This is a genomic window from Microlunatus soli (assembly GCF_900105385.1).
Lineage (GTDB): Bacteria > Actinomycetota > Actinomycetes > Propionibacteriales > Propionibacteriaceae > Microlunatus > Microlunatus soli.
In genome coordinates this window covers 5,356,788-5,373,942 of record NZ_LT629772.1, presented here as the reverse complement: position 1 = coordinate 5,373,942, position 17,155 = coordinate 5,356,788, and the positions used below count along the sequence as shown (strand labels likewise).

Below are 17,155 nucleotides of genomic sequence, written 5' to 3'. Positions count from 1 at the left end.
TGGTCGCGATCAGCGCGCAAGCGTTGCGCAGCACGCATCGCTCACGCGACGCCGCGTCGGGGGATGAGGAGTGATCACTTCTACACTACACCGTGCAGTGTAGTCACTGATAGGCTCTGCCCATGCCCACCGAGAAGACCTTGCGTACGGGATCGGCTGAGAAGCGGTCGGCCATCCTTTCTGCCGCCCGTGGGATGTTCGTGGCCGACGGCTTCGACCGGTCGAGTGTCGATGCGATCGCGGCGCGGGCCGGGGTGTCGAAGCGGACGCTGTACGACTACTTCGGTGACAAGGAAACCCTGCTCCAGGCCGTGTTCGAGGGGGTCGGCCAGTCCTTACTCGGCACGATCCGCAGCACCCTCACCGACACCATGGACGATGTCACCGACGCTGCCGGCCTGGAGCCTGCACTGATCACGTTCTCGATGCGGATCGCCACGGACTGGCTCGACTCGGCGGAGTACTCCACGCTGCAGCGACTGGCCCGGACCGGGTCCGACCGGCTACCGCCCCCGGAGGACCGCCCTTTGACAGATGCGCCCGAGGAAGCTATCGCGGACCGTTTCGCCGCTCTCGACCGGGCCGGCCTGCTGGATGTGCCGGATCCACGTCTGGCTGCCGATCACTTCATCGCCCTGACGTTCCGGGTCACCATCGATCGACTCGGCTCAGCCAACGCCGCGGAGGACAGCCGCGTCCGGCCACTGATCGTGGAAGGCGTGCGGGCCTTCCTGCGCGCCTATCGGGCAGCCTGACCGGGCCGCTCGTGCACCGCGATCTGATCGACTGCCGCCTCGAAGAAGCACGCCGGCTGATGCCCTCGGCTCAGCGGGAGGACTTGAGTGCGGCGTAGAGTTCGTCGGCGATCTTGTCGCCGCCGTCGGCCCTCCAGTTCTTGACCGCCGGCGCCCACGCCGAGACCGGTTTTCGGCCCTGGACGATCTCACCGGTCAGGTCGCTGAGCTTGGTGGCAAGCTGCGGGCCCTTGCGGTTCTCGGTCTCGGAATACATCCCGTCGACCGGATTGGCCAGCGAATCGGGGCAGATCTGTTTCATCGCGTCGAAGCACGCTGCGGAACTTCCCTCGCGCCCGGGCAGGAAGATCGTCCAGGGTCCGTCCGCCTGGTAACCCAGACAGAGTTGGGTCTCGCTGAAGCCCTTGTCGGTCAGCACCGGATTGCCGTCGACCTCTTCGTAGTCCACACCCTTGATGCCGAATCTGTTGAACAGGTATTCACGGGTTCCGAAGGGTGCCGCCAGATAGTTCAAGTAGGAGAGCAGCGTTTCGACCCGGTCTTCGGCCTTCTTGTTGATCGCCGTCACCGAGAGCGCCGGAGCCCCCAGCCAGGTGTGACCCGGTCCCGAGCCGTCGTGCGCCGGCGGCGCCATCACCGCCAGCTCGCCCTGTTTGTCCATGCCCTGCAGGAATCCCGGCCACCCGCTGAAGGTGCCCGGCACCAACGGCCCGGTCCCGTTGCCGAACCGGGTCTTGCGATCCTGGTTCTGTCCGGTGAACGCATCGGGGTGGATGTAGCCCGATTTCCAGAGCTTCGCCAGCAGGGCCAAGGCATCCTCCTGCGCCGGATCCTCACGGCTGCTGATCAGCTTGCCGTCCTGTTCGGTCCAGCCGTTGGCGATGCCGAACATGTTCTGGACGAAGAGCTCCGGCACATCCGCCAGCGCGAAGCGATTCTTCCGTTTGTCGGTGAGCTCCTTGCAGAGCTCGACGAACTCGTCGGCACTCTGCACCTCCCCCGACAGTCCCTGCTCGTCGAGGATGTCCTGGCGGGCATACAACACCATCGTGCTGATCGCTCCGCGTGGGATCGGGATGCCGTAGATCTTGCCGTCGAAGATCGCCGAGTTCCAGGCGGTGTCGTCGAGGTTGGCCAGGAAGGGGTATTTCTTGATCTTGTCGCCGGCCAGGTGTGGGGTGAGGTCGACGGCCTTGGCTGCGAGCATCTGTGGCTTCTGCGGGATGCCGCCGATCATGAACAGGTCGCCGAGTTGGTCGCCGGCGACGGCGGTGGCGAACTTCTTGTTGTAGTCCACCGACGGGCTGAGGTCGACCTCCAGCGGTGATCCGATCCGTTTGTTGAGCTGCTGCCAGAACTTGTTCTGGGACAGCTTGGGTGGGATCGGGGTGTTGGTGTACGACGTCGCACGGATCGGTTGCCCGTCGCCGGGCGGAGCGTCGATCGCCTGGACCGGCTCGGCGGGGTATTTGTTGAAGGCGTCGGGGATGTTGTATTCGGCCCCGGACATGTCGGGTTTGACACCCTGGTAGGGGATGTAGGCCGGCCGGACCTTCGACTTCGCAGCCGCGTCGTTGGCCCCGGTGACCCCGCCGCGTCCTTCGTTGGAGCAACCGGCCAGGGCGCCGGACAGACCGACCGCCGCACCGGCAGCGAACAACGTCCTCCGCGATAGCGTCCGGGCACTGGGCTTCGTCATTGGTGTCCTATCTCGTGCTGGTACGGGGGTTGGGTCAGCCTTTGACGGCGCCGGTGAGGACGCCTTTGGCGAAGTGGCGTTGGATGAAGGGGTAGACGCAGAGGATGGGGATGATGGAGATCATCAGGATGGCCATTTGGATGGTGGTTTGGGGTGGGAGGGCTTCGTTGCCCAGGCCGAGGTCTTGGCCGCCGAGTTCGACTCCGTTGACGACGTAGGTGCGGAGGACGAGTTGGAGGGGCCATTTGCTGGCGTCGTTGATGTAGAGCAGGGCGTTGAAGAAGCTGTTCCAGTAGCCGACGCCGTAGAACAGGCCGATGACGGCGATCACGGCTTTGGACAACGGGATGCCGATGTGGCGGAACATTTTCCATTCCGAGGCGCCGTCGATCCGGGCCGAGTCGAGGATCTCGGCGGGCAGGCCGGTGAAGAAGGACCGGACCACGATCACGTTGAACGCGCTGACACAGGTCGGCACGATCACTGACCACAGACTGTCCAGCAGGCCGAATTGTTGGACCACCAGGTAGGTCGGGATCAGGCCGGGGTTGAACAACAGGCTGATCAGGACCAGCATCAACAACGCTTTGTTGCCGATGGTGCCGCGTCGGCTCAACGCCCAGCCCAGGGTGCAGGTCAACACCAGGGAGATGGCGGTGCCGACCGCGGTGATGAAGCCGGAGACCAGCAGGGCTTGGGTGACGGTGCCACCGGCGAAGATCGATTCGTAGGCGGTGAGGTCGATGCCGCCGGTGGGAAACATCACGAACCCGCCGGCCCGGTTGACCTCTTCGGGAGTGGCCAGGCTGGTCGAGATCACCCCGATGAACGGCAACACGACCAGGGCACAGATGATGGTCAGGAAGACGCCCTTGACCACGCGTTCGGGCCAGCCCGGGGTCGGCATCCCATCGATCACCGCCGGCCGTCTCCGCCTACGCTGGTCGGGCCGCGACGATCGGTCCGGCCGCGATGATCGTCCCGGCCGGGTCGATTGGTCCGGTCCGATGGTGGGTGTGGTGGTCATCCGCGGTAGATCCCTTCCTCGCCGAGCCGGTGGGCCAGTTTGTTGGCCGCCAGCACCAGGGCCAGACCGATCACGCCCTTGACCAGCCCGACCGCTGCCGACACACCCCAGGCCCCGCCCAGGATGCCGTTGTTGTAGACGTAGGTGTCCAACACCTCACTGGCATCGGTCCCGACCGCGGGCTGTTGCAGGATGATCTGTTCGAACCCGACCGACAACGAGTCACCCAACTTCAAGATCAGCAACAAGATGATGATCGGTTTCAACCCCGGCAACGTGACATGCACGATCTGCTGCCACCGCGACGACCCGTCCACCGCCGACGCCTCATACAACGACCGATCGATCTGGGACAACACCGCCAGGAACAAGATCGTGGCCCACCCGGTGTCCTTCCACATCACCTGCGAGGTCAACAACGCCCGGAACGCCTCGGCATTACCGATCACATGGACCGCGTCCAACCCGTGCCCACGTAGCCAGTTGTTGATCATCCCGGTCCCGCCCAACACCTGCTGGAAGATCGCTACCACGATCACCCAGGACATGAAATGCGGCAGATACAGGATCGACTGCACCAACTGCCGCACCTTGTTCGACAACAACGTGTGCAACACGATCGCGACCACGATCGGCGCCGGGAACACGATCACCGTCTGGATCACCGTCAAGACCAGAGTGTTCTTCACCGCGTTCACAAACTCCGGATCACCGTTCACGATGACACCGAAATTCTCCACACCGTTCCACAGGCTCTTACCGATCCCCAGATACGGCTGGAAATCCTGGAACGCGATCACATTCCCGTACAACGGGTAATACTGAAACGCCAAAATGATCAACATCCCCGGCACCGCCAACACCAACACCGGATAATCCCGCCACAACCGCGCCCCGAACGGCACCCGACGCCGCCCCGGCACGCTCGGCTGCGGCGCGGGCTCGGTGGTGTCGACATCAACGGGCGGCGTTGCCCTCTCCTGGATCGTCACTGTGCACCCATCACCGCTTGACCAGATCCAGGACGCCGATCATGATCTTGTTTCCGTCGGAGCGGACGTTGGCCATTGTCGTCACCAGTTGCCGGGGACCGGCGAGTTCGATCGATCCCCAGAATCCGTTCCCTGGTAGGAATGCCTCGGGATCACCGAACTCGCGGGCCTCGCGATCACCGAGCCGGATACGCTGCCGTGACGCCTGGTTGTAGGCCAGCACCGACTCACCCGACGGGAAGCGAGCCAGGTAGGGACCGGCCCCGAGGAAGAGATTGTCCTGGCGATCGGCCGGTCCGTTCTCGTCCATGGCCAGCTTGTCCGGCCAGTTCCGGCTGGTGTGGGCCAAGGAGATCATGTAGTTGCCATCGGCCAGATGGGATTCCATCGCCAATGCGATGTGGCCACCCGGTCGGATCTGCAGGGCGCTGGGCATCTGGTCGGTGAACATCTTGACACCTGCGTCGGTGGTGCGGGTGTATTGCTGGGCGACCCGATCGGCGGCGTACGGATAGTCGCGCACGTCCGGCGTCCAGGTCCGGCCGCGGTCGCGCGAGCGGATGATCGCCACCCCGGTCGATCCCTTGGTGTTCTCGACGGCAACCTTGGGGGCGCTGTGGGTGAAGTACACCTGCACCTCGCCGGTGTCGGTCTGGTGCACGAAGGGTTCCCAGTTCGCGCCGATGTAGATCTGCTGCTCGGGCCCCCAGCTGCGACCGTTGTCGGTGCTGCGGCGCAGCACCAGACCGTCGAGCTCCATGTGACTGCTGAAGCGCAGGTTGGCCCGGAACGAGCAGACCGCGAGGATGTCGCCGTTGTCCAGCACACATCCGTCCGCGGTGGCGAAGCACAGGTCGTCAGCACCATCCAGGATCTTGCGGGTCTCGAACAGCAGTTGCGGTTTCTCCCAGTGCCGAAGGTCCGAGCTGGTCGTCCAGTAGACGTTCCAGGAGTGCTGGGTGGTCTGATAGAAGAGGATGTACCGGCCGTCGGGCAGCTTCTTGATCCGCGGGTAATGCGCGGTCTGGGTATTCAGGAAGTCGGCGTCGAGTTCGACGTAGTTGCGGGAGTCCAGTTCGAGCGACGGTGTACGCCGAGCAGACGGTCCGACCGCGCGCGACGGAGCCGGTTTGCCGACCGCGAGAGCCCCACCGGCCGCTACCGCCGCCGAGCCGGCGAGCAGCCGACGACGCGCGATCCGGTGTTCGAGTGACGTCATTTCTGGCTCCCTTGTCAGAAGTGTTCGGGGTTCGGCAGTTAGGTTGGTACAGCGCTGTACTTGTTGTCAAGCACCCGCCGCAGGATGCCGTTGCGGCAACTGCTCCGGACCCCTCGGCGTTCGGATACGATCGGCCGCACATCGGACGCCAGGGAGGCCAGATGAGCACACCGCGGTTGACCGACGTCGCGGTCCGCGCGGGAGTGTCGATGAAGACGGTCTCGAACGTCGTCAACGGGACGGGGTCGGCGTCGGAGGCGACGCGCGCCCGGGTGCGGGCAGCCATCGAGGAACTCGGCTACCGGCCGAATGTCACTGCCCGCCGGCTGGCGACCGGGCAGACCGGGACCATCTCGGTGGCCGTCTCATCGGTCACCGTTGCCTATTTCGCCGAGCTCTCCAACCGTCTCGACCAGGCTGCCCGCAAGCAGAATCTCCGGGTGGTGATCGAGCAGACCCACGGTGCGCGCACCAACGAACTGGCGATCCTCCAAGAGCGCGAACGAGGTCTGGTCGACGGCGTCATCTTCCACCCGGTGTCCTTGACGCCAGAGGACCTCGCCGGTCAACGACCCGGATTTCCTCTGGTGCTGCTCGGTGAAGGACCGGCGCCGGCCACGGTCGATCACGTCATGATCGACAACGTCGCAGCCGCCACGGAGATCACCCGTCATCTGATCGAGCGCGGCTGCCGGCGGATCGCATTCCTCGGAGCGGAACGCTCGGGACTGACCCACACCACCGGCCAACGCTTCGACGGCTACCGCACGGCATTGCGTACCGCCGGGCTCCGACCGGACCCACGGCTGCGGCTGACCGTCGACCACTACTCCGCCGACAACGGCTTCCGCGTTGTCACCGCGGCGCTCGAGGCCGGTATCGGTTTCGACGCGATCGTCTGCCGCGACGACGCGCTGGCCGCCGGCGCGCTGCACGCCCTGCACACTCGAGGACTTGCGGTCCCGGCCGACGTCGCGGTCGCCGGCTGGGACAACTTGATCATCTCACGGCATCTGTGGCCGCCGCTGACCAGCGTCGAACCGGACAAGACGGCGATCGCGGAGACTGCACTCCGGCTGCTCCATGATCGGATCGGCGGCTACGAAGGTCCGGGTCGCCACGAGATCGTCGCCGCCCAACTCCTCGAACGGGACAGCACCGACCGCTGATCATCAGCGGTCGCAGCCGCCCTCCTTGTCCGGCCGGGAGGACGGGCGGGCGATGTCCTCGGTCCCCTTGTAGGCATAGGGATCCTCACCGGCGACCATGACGATGTCGCGGTAGTCGGCAATCGCCATGTGTTCACCCTGCTTCGGCGGATGCCACGGCAGCAGCGACTCCGCGCTCATGTAGTGATTGGCCAGCGCCCGACGGTAACCGTGCTGCCCGGAGTTCTGCAGCGAGCGGTGCAACAGGTAGCCGTTGAAGATCACCGCGGTGCCGGCCGGGATCTCCACCGGCACCGCATCGTCATCGGTGTAGGGGAAGTCGAAGGCCTCGGTGCTGCAGTCGAAGCGCGGATCGTCCTGCTCCCGCTCGGGATAGATCACACCGCGCCGGTGCGATCCGGGCAGCACCCACAGGCAACCGTTCTGCACCGTCGCGTCATCCAGCGCGATCCAGACCGCGGTCAGCGAACGATCCCGGGTCGGGATGAAGAACTCGTCCTGATGCCAGGCCTGCCCCGGCTTGCCCTCGGACTTGATGAACAGCATCGACTGCATCGCCTTGACGTTCGGTCCGATCACCCCGGTCAGCGCATCGACGATCCGCGGCGCCGCCAGAGCGTCGGCACAGGCTGCCGAGACCTTGTGCGGGTAGTGGATGCACAGATACTGCCGAAGTACCGCCTCGTCGTCGGACAGTGCACCGCGGACAGCCTCCTGACGCTGCAGGATCGCCTGCGCGTCGGGACCACGGAAGGTGATCTCACCAAGATCACCACGGCACAGCCGCAGCGCGTCGGCGTTCACCTCGTCGACCTGCTCGGGACTCAGGGCATCGGCCAGCAACGCGAACCCGTCGCGCTGGAAGGCCGCGACGAAATCGGCATCGGCGGAGTCGAACAGGCGGAGCCCTTCGGCGGCGGTGGTGGTCATGGCAGTCCCTTCGGGTCATCGGCAATACATGCCCAAAACTCGCAGATCTCCCCGCACCGAGCAATGGCAGATCCTGGCGCATTAATATCCATTCATGACATCGCTGTCGGTGAGACCGAGCAGTCAGGTGCTGCTGGCCGACTATCCACCGGGTGCCGTCTTCGGACCCCGCGTGCTGCACAGCTGGGAGTTCGTCTGGTTGTTGGAAGGTTCGGCGACCTGGGACTGGCAGCGGGCGGGTGGCAGCGACCAGATGGTGCTCCGTCCGGGGATGCTCGCGCTGGCGACGGTCGGGATGCGGGATCGGCTGCGTTGGGACCCCGACCGGGCCTCCCGACATGCCTATGTGCACTTCGACCTCGACCTCGCCGGCGACGGCGACGCGTCCGGCTGGATGGCCGGGACTGGCTGGCCGGCGGTTCGGGACTTCGCCGAGGTGCCGCTGCTGGCGAGTCTGTGCGACTACCTGATCGAGCTCGCTGAACGCGACGACCCGGCCGCCATCGAGCGCGCCGTCGAGGTGCTGACGCTGCTGCTGAAGGTCTTCCTGGACGGGCCGGTCCGCGGCGCCGAGTCCGACCTGGGCCGACACCTGAGTGCCGCTGTTGATCATGTCCGGCGGGTGTGGCTGGACGGCGTACGGATCGTGACCGTCGATGATCTGTCGACCGCCACCGGGCTGTCGGCCGGCCATCTGCACCGGTTGTTCCGTGATCGATACGGCTGTGGACCGGCGCGAGCATTGGAACTGATCCGGCTGGCCCGGGCCGCGGTCGCACTCCAGCGCAGCAATCAGTCACTGGCCGAGATCGCCACCGGTTCGGGCTACACCAACGCCTACCACTTCTCCCGGCGGTTCACCGGGGTCTACGGCTTGCGACCCGGCGCCTTTCGCAAGCAGGGTGAGGAGATCGACCCGTACCAGCCGGTGCGCGACGCGGGACTGCTGCCGATCGCGCATCGACTGGCGGGGCCGATCCGGTGACGATCAGACCGTGATCCGGTCGGTCCAGCGTTGGTCGGGATCGGGGCGCGGCACCGAATCCAACAGCAGCTGGGTGTAGGGATGGGACGGCTCGTGCATCACCGTCGCGACCGGACCGCGTTCGACGATCTCACCCTTGGTGATCACCATCACGTCGCCGCCCAGGTAGTAGACCGTCGACAGGTCGTGGGTGATGAACAGCGTGGTCATCTGATACTGCTGCTTGAAGTCCAGCAGGATGTCCAGGAACAACTTGCGAACCTGGGCATCCAGCATCGACACCGGCTCGTCGGCGATGATGAACGCCGGTCGCAGCATGTGCACCCTGGCCAACATCACCCGCTGTCGCTGCCCTCCGGACAACTGGTGCGGATAGCGTCCCAGCACTCTGCCGGGATCCAGCCGGACCGCCGACAGCGACTCCTCGAAGAGTTCGTCGGCCGCCGCCCGGGTCTTGGCCAGCCCGAACGCCTTGGCCGCCTTCCACAGCACCCGGTCGACCCGGTAGATCGGATTGAAGATCGCGTACGGGTCCTGGAAGACCGGCTGCACATTGCGCCGGTACTCGTCACGCTCGGTGCGGGACAACGAGAAGATGTCCCTTCCGTTGAAGGTGATCCGTCCGCCGGTCGGCTTCTGCAAGCCCAGGATGTTGCGGGCGATCGTGCTCTTCCCGCTGCCGCTCTGGCCGACCAGGCTGACCACCCGCGGCGGATCCGAGGTCAGCGAGAAGCTCGCATCGTCCACCGCGGTCATGAAGCCGTCGGCTGTCCCCCGGGCATGGAATCGCTGCTCCACATGTTCCAACTCGATCCGCTGTTCGGTTCCGGCTCGACTGGTCTCGGTCATGATGCCTCCTTGCCGATGCTCGGGATCGAGTCGATCAGGCTCCGGGTGTACTCGTGCTGCGGATCCTTGAAGATCTGCCGGACGTCACCGACCTCGACCAGCTTGCCCTCATACATCACCGCGACCCGATCGACCAGCTGGGCATGAACGCCCATGTCGTGGGAGATCACGATCAAGGTCACCCCGAAGTCGCGACGAAGATCGGCCAGACTCTGCAGGATCACCCGCTGAATGGTGACGTCCAGTGCGGTCGTCGGTTCATCGGCCACGATCACATCGGGTTCGAGGGCGATGCAGATCGCCATCAGGATGCGTTGCTTCATGCCGCCGGACAACTCGTGCGGATACATCCGCGCCACCCGCGGTTCGAGCCCGACCTGTTCCAGCAGTCGCGGCACCAGCTGGTCGATCTCCGACCGCCGGGCCGGTGCGTGCTCGATGATCACGTCGGCGAACTGGTCCTTGATCCGCATCACCGGATTCAGCGAGTTCATCGAGCCCTGCGGCAGATAGGACAGATTGCTCCACCGCAACGTCCGCAGCTGTTGGCCCTGGACCTTCAACAGGTCGACCGGCGCCTTGTCCTTCGGACGGAAGGTGATGCTGCCGCCGAGCACCCGGCCCGGCGGCTTCAACAGCCGCAGCAACGCCACCGCCATCGTGCTCTTGCCGCTACCGGACTCGCCGGCGATGCCGAGGATCTCCCCTCGACGCACCGCCAGGTCGGCCTTGTCGACGGCGGTCACCATCCCCTCACTGGTCGCGTATCCGACCTCGAGACCGGACAGTTCCAAGACGTTGTCGTCCGTTTCACTCACCGGTGACTCCCCTCAGCCGCGGGTTGTAGACCTCTTCCAACCCGATGTTGATCATGTTCAGCGATGCGAACAGCAGCGTCAGCAGGCCGATCGGCACCACGAACATCGGCCAGGCGCCCAAGGTCAGGGCACCGGTGGTGATCGCGGCGTAGATGATGTGACCGAGGTCGATCACGCCACCCGGGCCGAGTCCGATCACCTCCAGCCCGACCAGGCCGAAGATCGCTCCGAGCGCCGATGAGGCGAAGCCGACACCGATGAACGGCGCCAGGTTGGGCAGCAGTTCGGTGACGATGATCTCCATGTCCCGTGCCTTGCTGACCTTGGCCAGCTCGACGTAGGGCCGGGTCCGCAGACTGAGCACCTGGGACCGGATGATCTTGGCCGCGAACGGCCAACTGAAGATCGACAGCATCAGGCCGACCTGGAACAGCGTCACCTCACGGGCATAGGCACTGAACGCGATCAGCAGCGGGAAGGTCGGGATCACCAGCAGGATGCCGGTGAAGGTCGACAGCACGGCGTCGACCCAGCCGCCCTTGTAACCGGCGACGAACGCGACGATCACGCCGGCGACGGTGGATACGACACCGGCGACCGCACCGATCCGCAACGAGACCGACATCGCGCCGAACGTCATCGCGAGCACGTCCCGGCCGAGCTGATCGGTGCCGAGCGGATGTGCTCCGGACGGGACCTGCCACTTCGGATAGGCGGCGACGGCGACCGGATCGGACCCGCCGCCGATCACCGCATTGATCAACGGGCTGAGCAGGGCCAGGATCACCAACACCACCAGGATGATCAGGCCGCCGGCCAGCTTCGGACTGCTACGGACCGTACGGACCGGCGCGGCCAGCACGCGGGTCACGCTTGTTGAGATTGCCATGGATCCTCCTCAGCGCCAGTACTTGACGCGTGGGTCGAGCAACGGCAGCAGCAGATCGAGCACCAGGTTGACCGTCAACACCGAGACAATGGCCATGTCGGTGACCCCGAGGATGGTGTTGAAGTCCAGCTGGGTGATCGCGGTCACCAGAGTGCTGCCGAGTCCGGGATAGTTGAACAACTGTTCGACCAGCACGTTGCCGTTGAAGATGAAGCCGAGTGAGATCCCGAAGCCGGTCACCTGCGGCAGGTAGATGTTGCGCAGCGCGTAGCGGCTCAGGATCCGGCCGGGCTTCAATCCCTTGGCCTCGGCGTAGGTCAAGTAGTCCTCACCGAGCACCGGGATCATCAGCATCCGGGTGGACAGCAGCCAGTTGAAGATGCCGATGATCACGATCGACAACGCCGGCAGAAATCCGTGCTGCAGCAGACTGAGCAGGAACGATGGCGAGAACCCGATCGGGATGTTGGAGTCGTAGGCCGATCTCGCGGGTAACAGCCCCAGCGTGTAGGCGAAGACGTAGACCAGGATCAGGGCCACGAAGTAGAACGGAACGTGGCCCAGGATGATCGCCAGGTTGGTGGAGATCTCGGCACCCAGCTTGCCGCGCCGCCAACCGGCGAGCGCACCCGCTGCGAGACCGAGCACCCAGGCGATCACCGCGGAGATCCCGAGCAGTCCGATCGTCCAGGGCAGCGACTGCATGATCACGTCTTGCGCCGGGGTCGGATAGTTGATCAAGGACGGACCGAGATCGTGCTCGAAGATCAACTTCTTCATGTGGTGCAGATACTGGGTGAAGACGTTGCCCTCGAGGCCGAACTCCTTGCGGTAGCGGGCAATCACCTCCGCGCTGGCCTGCTGGTTGTAGACGTAGTTCTGCTGCAGGGTCTGGATGAACGTCTGGATCGGGTCGCCCGGGATCATCCGGAAGAAGAAGAACGCGATCGTCAGCGCTCCCCACAACTCGATCAGGTAGAGGCCGAACCGGCGCAGCGCGTAGGCCGCCAACGGATGGCGTGCCAGCACCGACCGGATCGAGACGATCGGACCCGACGGGGGTTCTGTCGGCCGCTCGTCCCGATCCTGCTGGGACGAGGCGGTCGACGTGGTCACCGTCACGAGGGTGCCTTCTGACCGGTCGGCTCGAGCTTGCCGATCACGAACATGAAGTGGCCCCACCAGTTCAGCGGCACCTGATAGAGGTTGTCGTCGGTCGGCCAGCCCTTCCAGAACGTGGTGTTGAAGTACTGCGGGTAGCCGGTCTGGATGATCGGGATCACCGGCAGCCGCTTGTAGTACTGCTCCAGCGCCTGCTCCAGCAGCGGCTTGGCCTCCGGACTGGTCGGGTCGAGATTGGACAGCTGCTTGGACAGCTTGTCCAGCACCGGGTCCTTGAGACGGGTCTTGTTCTTGTCCACGGCGTTCTTGCCGATCGGCACCGCCCGGTCGCTCTCCATGTTGCGGTAGAGCTGCTCGGGATCCCAGGACACGTCGCAGACCCAGTTGACGGCGACGTCGTACTCACCGCGCTGGAACTTTTCGTCGTGCACCGAGCCGCTGAGACTCCGCATGGTCGCCGAGATGCCGTGCTTGACCAGCTCGTCCTTGACCAACTTGCCCATCACGTACTCGGGGCCGTCGACCGCGACGGGGGTGATCATCTCGATCGTCGCCGGCTTGCCCTTGTACATCCGCTTGCCGTTGGCACCCTTGGGTGCGATCTCGTCGAGCAACCGGACGGCATCCTCGGGACTGTAGGTGAGCTTGTACTTCTCCGCCAGCGCGGGGACGCTCCACTTGTCGTTGGTCTTGAAGTTCGCCCACGGGTACTGCGCCGCGGGTACCTTCACCGGCCACACGTTGTTGCCGATCTTGGGTCGGTCGATCAGATAGCTGATCACCCAGTGCATCTTCGGCTCGGAGATGATCCCTCGTTCGGGAGCGTTGTTCAGCCAGAACGCGCGCGGGCACGGATCGTTGAACTTGGTGGTGACCAGCGCCGGATAGCCCTTGGACCGCAGCTGCTTGGCGTGCTCCTCGTCGATCGAGCCGGCGTCGAACTGCACCTGTTCGAAGGCCAGTGCCGCCGAGTCGGCCTGCTTGGCCGTGCTCTGGTAGACGACGTACTTCGGCTTGGGATCCAGTTTGCCCTTGTTCCAATAGTCCGGGTTCTTCTCCCAGACGAACATCTTCTGGCTCTGGATCGCCTTCTTCAGCGTGTACGGCCCGGTCCGCACCGGCGGGTTGTCCCGGAACTTGGTCGGATCCTGACCCTCCCAGACGTGCTTGGGCCGGATGTCGAAGCCGCTCAGGATGACCGCGATGAAGCCGTAGTGGAACCGCGGGTTGGGCTTGGTCAGATCGATGACTGCGGTGTGCTCGTCGGGCGTCTCCACCTTCTTGACGAACTCGGTCAGGTCACCGCCGCCGCCCAGCAGGTCCTTGCGCTTGCGCAGCAGATCCACGGTGAACTTGAAGTCCTCCGACGTCAGCGGCTTGCCGTCGTTCCACTTCGCCGCCGGGTTGAAGTTGAATGTGAGGGCGGTGTAGTCGTCGTTGTACTTGTAGTCGGTACACAGCCACGGGATCAGCTCGCCGGTCGCCAGGTTCAGGTAGAACATGTACTCCTTGACGAACATGTCGAACCCGGAGGCGCCGGGTGCCCCGTTGGGCACCATACTGTTCCAGTTGTTGAAGACGGTGAAGTCGGCCTGTGCGACGACCAGCGTCTCCTCCCGCGGTGTCGGGATGTTGGCCTTGCCGATCTTGACCTCGGCGGTCTGCTTCGGCTTGCCGGCGCCCTGCTTCTGATCGGTGTAGGAACCTCCACCGCCGGTACAGGCGCTCAGGACGCCGCCCGCTGTCAGGGCCGAGCCGGCCGCGAGCAGACCGCGTCTGCTCAGTTGATACTTCAAGATGTCCTGGACATCTTCAAAACGAGGGCGTGATTCAGTCACGGCGATCCCCTTCCCAGCGCTGTCGTGCTTCGTTGTCGCGACCCCAGAGGGACTGTGGGATTAATCAACCGGTTGAACTTGATCCCGTCAAGTCCCCATCTCGATGTCGCGGGAACGTTTCCGCAGCGTTATCGGATTGCCGGGCGGGTACCGCACCCCGATCCCAAGTGGCTCTTGTGTGCCGTCCGAACGGTGCCGGGCGCAGGACGATCAGCCCGGCGCAACCCTTCCCGCCTCGAAGGTCGGCAACAGGTCGGCGAACTCCTCCAGGAACCGGTCGATCATCGCGATCTCCTGGGCGTCCAGCCGATGCGCCGGCTGCCGGCAGACCGGACTGGCCAGGATGCCTCGGCGGTAGGAGATCAACTTCTCCGCAGCGTTGATGGTCTCGGTGTGCAACATCCAGTACGACGTGTACGGCAGCAGTCGAGCGTGCAACGCGTCCCCACCGGCGGTGTCGCCGCGGGCGAACCGGTCCCAGATCTCGACATAGATCTCGGTGAACGAACAGCCGGGTTGGGTGCCGACCGCACCGCGGCGGACGGCGTCGGGCAACTGCACGCCCGCATACCCCTCCAGTCCGGCGAGGGGTGGTCGCTGCGCCGCCAAATCCTCGATGAAGGGCCCGGGCGGGCTGCACTCGACCTTGACCAGGGCCAGATTGGCATGCTCCCGGGCGATCTCGGCCAACGACGCGGCGGACAGCGTGGTGCCGGTCTCCCCCGGCGCGTACTGCACGACGACCGGAGTCGTCGGGACCGCCGCCAGCACGGCACGGATGTGGGTCTCGATGGCGTCCAGTGACGGATCCAGCAGGTACGGCGGCAGCAGGTTGATCGCGTCCGCACCGTCGGCGACGGCCTGCTGGGCTCGCTCGACGGCGAGCTTGGTGGCGTGATCCTGGACCGCGATGATCACCGCGACGCCGCGGACCCGATGGACCCGTTCGATCAGCAGGTCACTGAGCCGGCGTCGCTCGGCTTCGGCGAGCTTGTAGAACTCGCCGGCGAAGCCGGGAAACATCACGCTGCTGACGCCGGTACCGAGGACGTAGTCGACCACCCGCTCGAAGCTGGCCAGGTCGACCTCGCCGTCGTCGGTGAAGGGTGTCTGCAGCACCGGAGACACACCGCGCAACAGCGACGTGACCTCGCGCTGGTCGAGAGTCACCTCGATCGTCCGGTCTCGGTCGGGTCGGGCGGTGGCGGTCACGTCGGGTTCCCTTCGTTGATCAAGATGTCGGCGTCCTGCAGGCCCAGCAGACCGGCCAGGGTCGCGCCGAAGACCTGGTCCCGTTCGGCTTCGGTGATCGGCCAGTCCAGGATCCGTTGTACTTCACCGGCAGCCGTGGTGTAGGGCAGATCGGTGGCGAAGACGAGTCGGCCGGGGCCGATCTCCGGGTCGGTCGCGAAATCGGCAAGTACGGTGTCCCACGGTGCGTAACTGGTGTCTCCGTACAGGTTGGCGGCGTCACGCAACGCCGGCGCCGCGTCGATCCAGAAGTCCGTCGCTCCGCTGCGGCCCATGATCACCGCCAGCTCGGGATGCCGTCGGGCGAGCAGTGCGGTCGGCAGCGGCAGATGCCCCGGCGGAGAGCCGGTGCGGACGTAGACCGGCCAGGACGCCTCCGCGGCGAAGATCAACAACGGTTCGATCATCCCGTCCAGCAGGTCGAAACCCTGCAGCGACGAGTCGACGCACAGGGCCCGGGCGCCGTTGTCCCGGGCCCGCGCGAGCTCGTCGACTGCCGCACGACCTGCCCACGGCGTCGCCACCGCGTACGGGATCAGTCGGCCGCCGGAGCGTTTCGCCGCTGCGGCAACGGCGTCGTTGCCTTCCCTGTTGTGGAAGGCGATCTGTGCCTCGCTGGGAGCGATCATGGCCCGGTCGATCCGATGGCTGTCCATCACGGTCAGCAGCTGTTCGACGGTCAGCGCGGTCTCGCGCTGGGCCCCGATCCGGACATGGGCATCGATCCTCATGCCTGTCCCCTCGGGTCCTGCAGGCCGAGGGCGCCGAGTGCATCGGCGTGCACGATGCCGTCGATCACCTCGTCGGGGATCCGCGGCATCGCGGTGCCGGCGATGATGTCGTTGGCCCGGTGCAGACCGTCGATCGCCTCCTGGGTGGTGGCGATCGGGAAGTCCGAACCGAGCAGCAACTTGCCGGCCGCACCCCATTCGAGGGCGAACAGCAGCGACTCGTACATTACCCACGGGCGCAGGTAGATCGAGGACACGTCGGCATAGACGTGCGGATGTTTGCGGATGGTCACCACGGTCTCCCGGGCGAACGGGTGACCCATGTGCGCCATCACGATCCGCAACTCCGGGCAGGCGATCGCGATCTCGTCGGTGACCAGCGGATGGGTGTAGCGCAACGGGGCATGTCGGATCGGCGAGGCACCCTGGTGGAACAGGATCGGCAGCCCTTCGGCCTCGCAGTAGCGATAGAACGCCATCGCGTCATCGCTCAGCGGCTCGAATTCCTGATAGTTGGCACCGAGCTTGACACCGACCAGCCCGGCGGCGCGGGCCCGTTCCACCTCCTCCCAGAGACCGGGGCGGGAAGGATTGACCGACATGAACCCGATCCGTGACCGGGGCCTGGCCGCAACGTAGGCAGCAGTCGCCGTATTGGTGTCCTCGGGGCGATAGTCCAGGCCGGTGGAGGCGAGTGGATTGTCGGCGGCGATGTTGAAGACGATCGCGACGTCGGCGGCATCGGCGGCGCGATCGAAGTCCTCCCAACTGTTGGTCGTGATCACCGGCCGGTCGTTGCGCCAGGACGGGTACGACGTCAGCTCGTCGTCCGGGACCGGCTGCACGTGGGTCGGGGTGTGGCAGTGCACATCGACGATCAT

The 17,155-nt window shown here is 65.2% G+C and carries 16 protein-coding genes; 3 read left to right on the top strand and 13 right to left on the bottom strand.

The window, feature by feature from the left end; translation table 11 throughout:
• The first annotated feature begins 122 nt into the window (after positions 1-122).
• Complete coding sequence (locus BLU38_RS24610) at positions 123-755, top strand: TetR/AcrR family transcriptional regulator (protein WP_091528445.1); 633 nt, start codon at positions 123-125, stop codon at positions 753-755.
• A gap of 70 nt (positions 756-825) precedes the next feature.
• Here the strand turns inward: BLU38_RS24610 and BLU38_RS24605 are convergent, their stop codons facing one another.
• The 4 genes from BLU38_RS24605 to BLU38_RS24590 form a co-directional block, all read right to left on the bottom strand.
• The gene (locus tag BLU38_RS24605; protein ID WP_091528443.1) at positions 826-2,454 is read right to left on the bottom strand and encodes a type 2 periplasmic-binding domain-containing protein; all 1,629 of its coding nucleotides are present in this window, start codon (positions 2,452-2,454) and stop codon (positions 826-828) included.
• A 34-nt stretch (positions 2,455-2,488) separates the two neighbouring features.
• Positions 2,489-3,373 carry a carbohydrate ABC transporter permease gene (locus BLU38_RS24600; RefSeq protein WP_231920022.1) on the bottom strand — a complete coding sequence of 295 codons (885 nt, stop codon included), beginning with the start codon at positions 3,371-3,373 and terminating at the stop codon, positions 2,489-2,491.
• A gap of 104 nt (positions 3,374-3,477) precedes the next feature.
• The gene (locus tag BLU38_RS24595) at positions 3,478-4,473 is read right to left on the bottom strand and encodes an ABC transporter permease (protein WP_231920021.1); all 996 of its coding nucleotides are present in this window, start codon (positions 4,471-4,473) and stop codon (positions 3,478-3,480) included.
• Positions 4,474-4,483: 10 nt separating this feature from the next.
• Entirely contained in the window at positions 4,484-5,692 is a 1,209-nt protein-coding gene (locus BLU38_RS24590; protein WP_091528440.1) for an exo-alpha-sialidase, read from the bottom strand.
• Between the two features lie 161 nt (positions 5,693-5,853).
• Between BLU38_RS24590 and BLU38_RS24585 the strand changes: the two genes are divergently transcribed.
• Positions 5,854-6,861, top strand: coding sequence for a LacI family DNA-binding transcriptional regulator (locus tag BLU38_RS24585; RefSeq protein WP_091528437.1), 1,008 nt, complete (start codon positions 5,854-5,856; stop codon positions 6,859-6,861).
• 3 nt (positions 6,862-6,864) lie between these two features.
• Here the strand turns inward: BLU38_RS24585 and BLU38_RS24580 are convergent, their stop codons facing one another.
• On the bottom strand, positions 6,865-7,791 hold the full coding sequence (locus BLU38_RS24580) for a phytanoyl-CoA dioxygenase family protein (protein WP_091528435.1): 927 nt from the start codon (positions 7,789-7,791) through the stop codon (positions 6,865-6,867).
• A 94-nt stretch (positions 7,792-7,885) separates the two neighbouring features.
• Between BLU38_RS24580 and BLU38_RS24575 the strand changes: the two genes are divergently transcribed.
• Positions 7,886-8,776 (top strand): helix-turn-helix domain-containing protein, encoded by an 891-nt coding sequence (locus BLU38_RS24575; protein ID WP_091528433.1) that lies wholly within the window; start codon positions 7,886-7,888, stop codon positions 8,774-8,776.
• A 3-nt stretch (positions 8,777-8,779) separates the two neighbouring features.
• Here the strand turns inward: BLU38_RS24575 and BLU38_RS24570 are convergent, their stop codons facing one another.
• From BLU38_RS24570 to BLU38_RS24535, 8 genes are all read right to left on the bottom strand, one after another.
• A complete protein-coding gene (locus tag BLU38_RS24570) occupies positions 8,780-9,625 on the bottom strand; it encodes an ABC transporter ATP-binding protein (protein WP_091528430.1) in 846 nt (281 codons plus the stop codon).
• The gene (locus tag BLU38_RS24565; RefSeq protein ID WP_231920020.1) at positions 9,622-10,443 is read right to left on the bottom strand and encodes an ABC transporter ATP-binding protein; all 822 of its coding nucleotides are present in this window, start codon (positions 10,441-10,443) and stop codon (positions 9,622-9,624) included. Before BLU38_RS24565 ends, BLU38_RS24570 begins: the two co-directional genes overlap by 4 nt.
• Positions 10,436-11,332: an ABC transporter permease gene (locus BLU38_RS24560; RefSeq protein ID WP_091528427.1), complete on the bottom strand. Its 897-nt coding sequence runs from the start codon at positions 11,330-11,332 to the stop codon at positions 10,436-10,438. The genes BLU38_RS24565 and BLU38_RS24560 overlap by 8 nt, the downstream gene beginning before the upstream one ends.
• Positions 11,333-11,341: 9 nt before the next feature.
• Positions 11,342-12,448: an ABC transporter permease gene (locus BLU38_RS24555; RefSeq protein ID WP_231920019.1), complete on the bottom strand. Its 1,107-nt coding sequence runs from the start codon at positions 12,446-12,448 to the stop codon at positions 11,342-11,344.
• A gap of 2 nt (positions 12,449-12,450) precedes the next feature.
• Positions 12,451-14,292 carry an ABC transporter substrate-binding protein gene (locus tag BLU38_RS24550; protein ID WP_091528425.1) on the bottom strand — a complete coding sequence of 614 codons (1,842 nt, stop codon included), beginning with the start codon at positions 14,290-14,292 and terminating at the stop codon, positions 12,451-12,453.
• Between the two features lie 210 nt (positions 14,293-14,502).
• Entirely contained in the window at positions 14,503-15,504 is a 1,002-nt protein-coding gene (locus tag BLU38_RS24545; protein ID WP_197679848.1) for a dihydrodipicolinate synthase family protein, read from the bottom strand.
• Positions 15,501-16,274, bottom strand: coding sequence for an amidohydrolase family protein (locus tag BLU38_RS24540; RefSeq protein ID WP_091528423.1), 774 nt, complete (start codon positions 16,272-16,274; stop codon positions 15,501-15,503). Before BLU38_RS24540 ends, BLU38_RS24545 begins: the two co-directional genes overlap by 4 nt.
• Positions 16,271-17,155 (bottom strand): amidohydrolase family protein, encoded by an 885-nt coding sequence (locus BLU38_RS24535; RefSeq protein ID WP_091528421.1) that lies wholly within the window; start codon positions 17,153-17,155, stop codon positions 16,271-16,273. The genes BLU38_RS24540 and BLU38_RS24535 overlap by 4 nt, the downstream gene beginning before the upstream one ends.

Coding starts and splice junctions, on each gene's coding strand:
- BLU38_RS24610 (WP_091528445.1), top strand. CDS start 123: ATGCCCACCGAGAAGACCTTGCGTACGGGATCGGCTGAGAAGCGGTCG.
- BLU38_RS24605 (WP_091528443.1), bottom strand. CDS start 2,454: ATGACGAAGCCCAGTGCCCGGACGCTATCGCGGAGGACGTTGTTCGCT.
- BLU38_RS24590 (WP_091528440.1), bottom strand. CDS start 5,692: ATGACGTCACTCGAACACCGGATCGCGCGTCGTCGGCTGCTCGCCGGC.
- BLU38_RS24585 (WP_091528437.1), top strand. CDS start 5,854: ATGAGCACACCGCGGTTGACCGACGTCGCGGTCCGCGCGGGAGTGTCG.
- BLU38_RS24580 (WP_091528435.1), bottom strand. CDS start 7,791: ATGACCACCACCGCCGCCGAAGGGCTCCGCCTGTTCGACTCCGCCGAT.
- BLU38_RS24575 (WP_091528433.1), top strand. CDS start 7,886: ATGACATCGCTGTCGGTGAGACCGAGCAGTCAGGTGCTGCTGGCCGAC.
- BLU38_RS24570 (WP_091528430.1), bottom strand. CDS start 9,625: ATGACCGAGACCAGTCGAGCCGGAACCGAACAGCGGATCGAGTTGGAA.
- BLU38_RS24560 (WP_091528427.1), bottom strand. CDS start 11,332: ATGGCAATCTCAACAAGCGTGACCCGCGTGCTGGCCGCGCCGGTCCGT.
- BLU38_RS24540 (WP_091528423.1), bottom strand. CDS start 16,274: ATGAGGATCGATGCCCATGTCCGGATCGGGGCCCAGCGCGAGACCGCG.
- BLU38_RS24535 (WP_091528421.1), bottom strand. CDS start 17,155: ATGATCGTCGATGTGCACTGCCACACCCCGACCCACGTGCAGCCGGTC.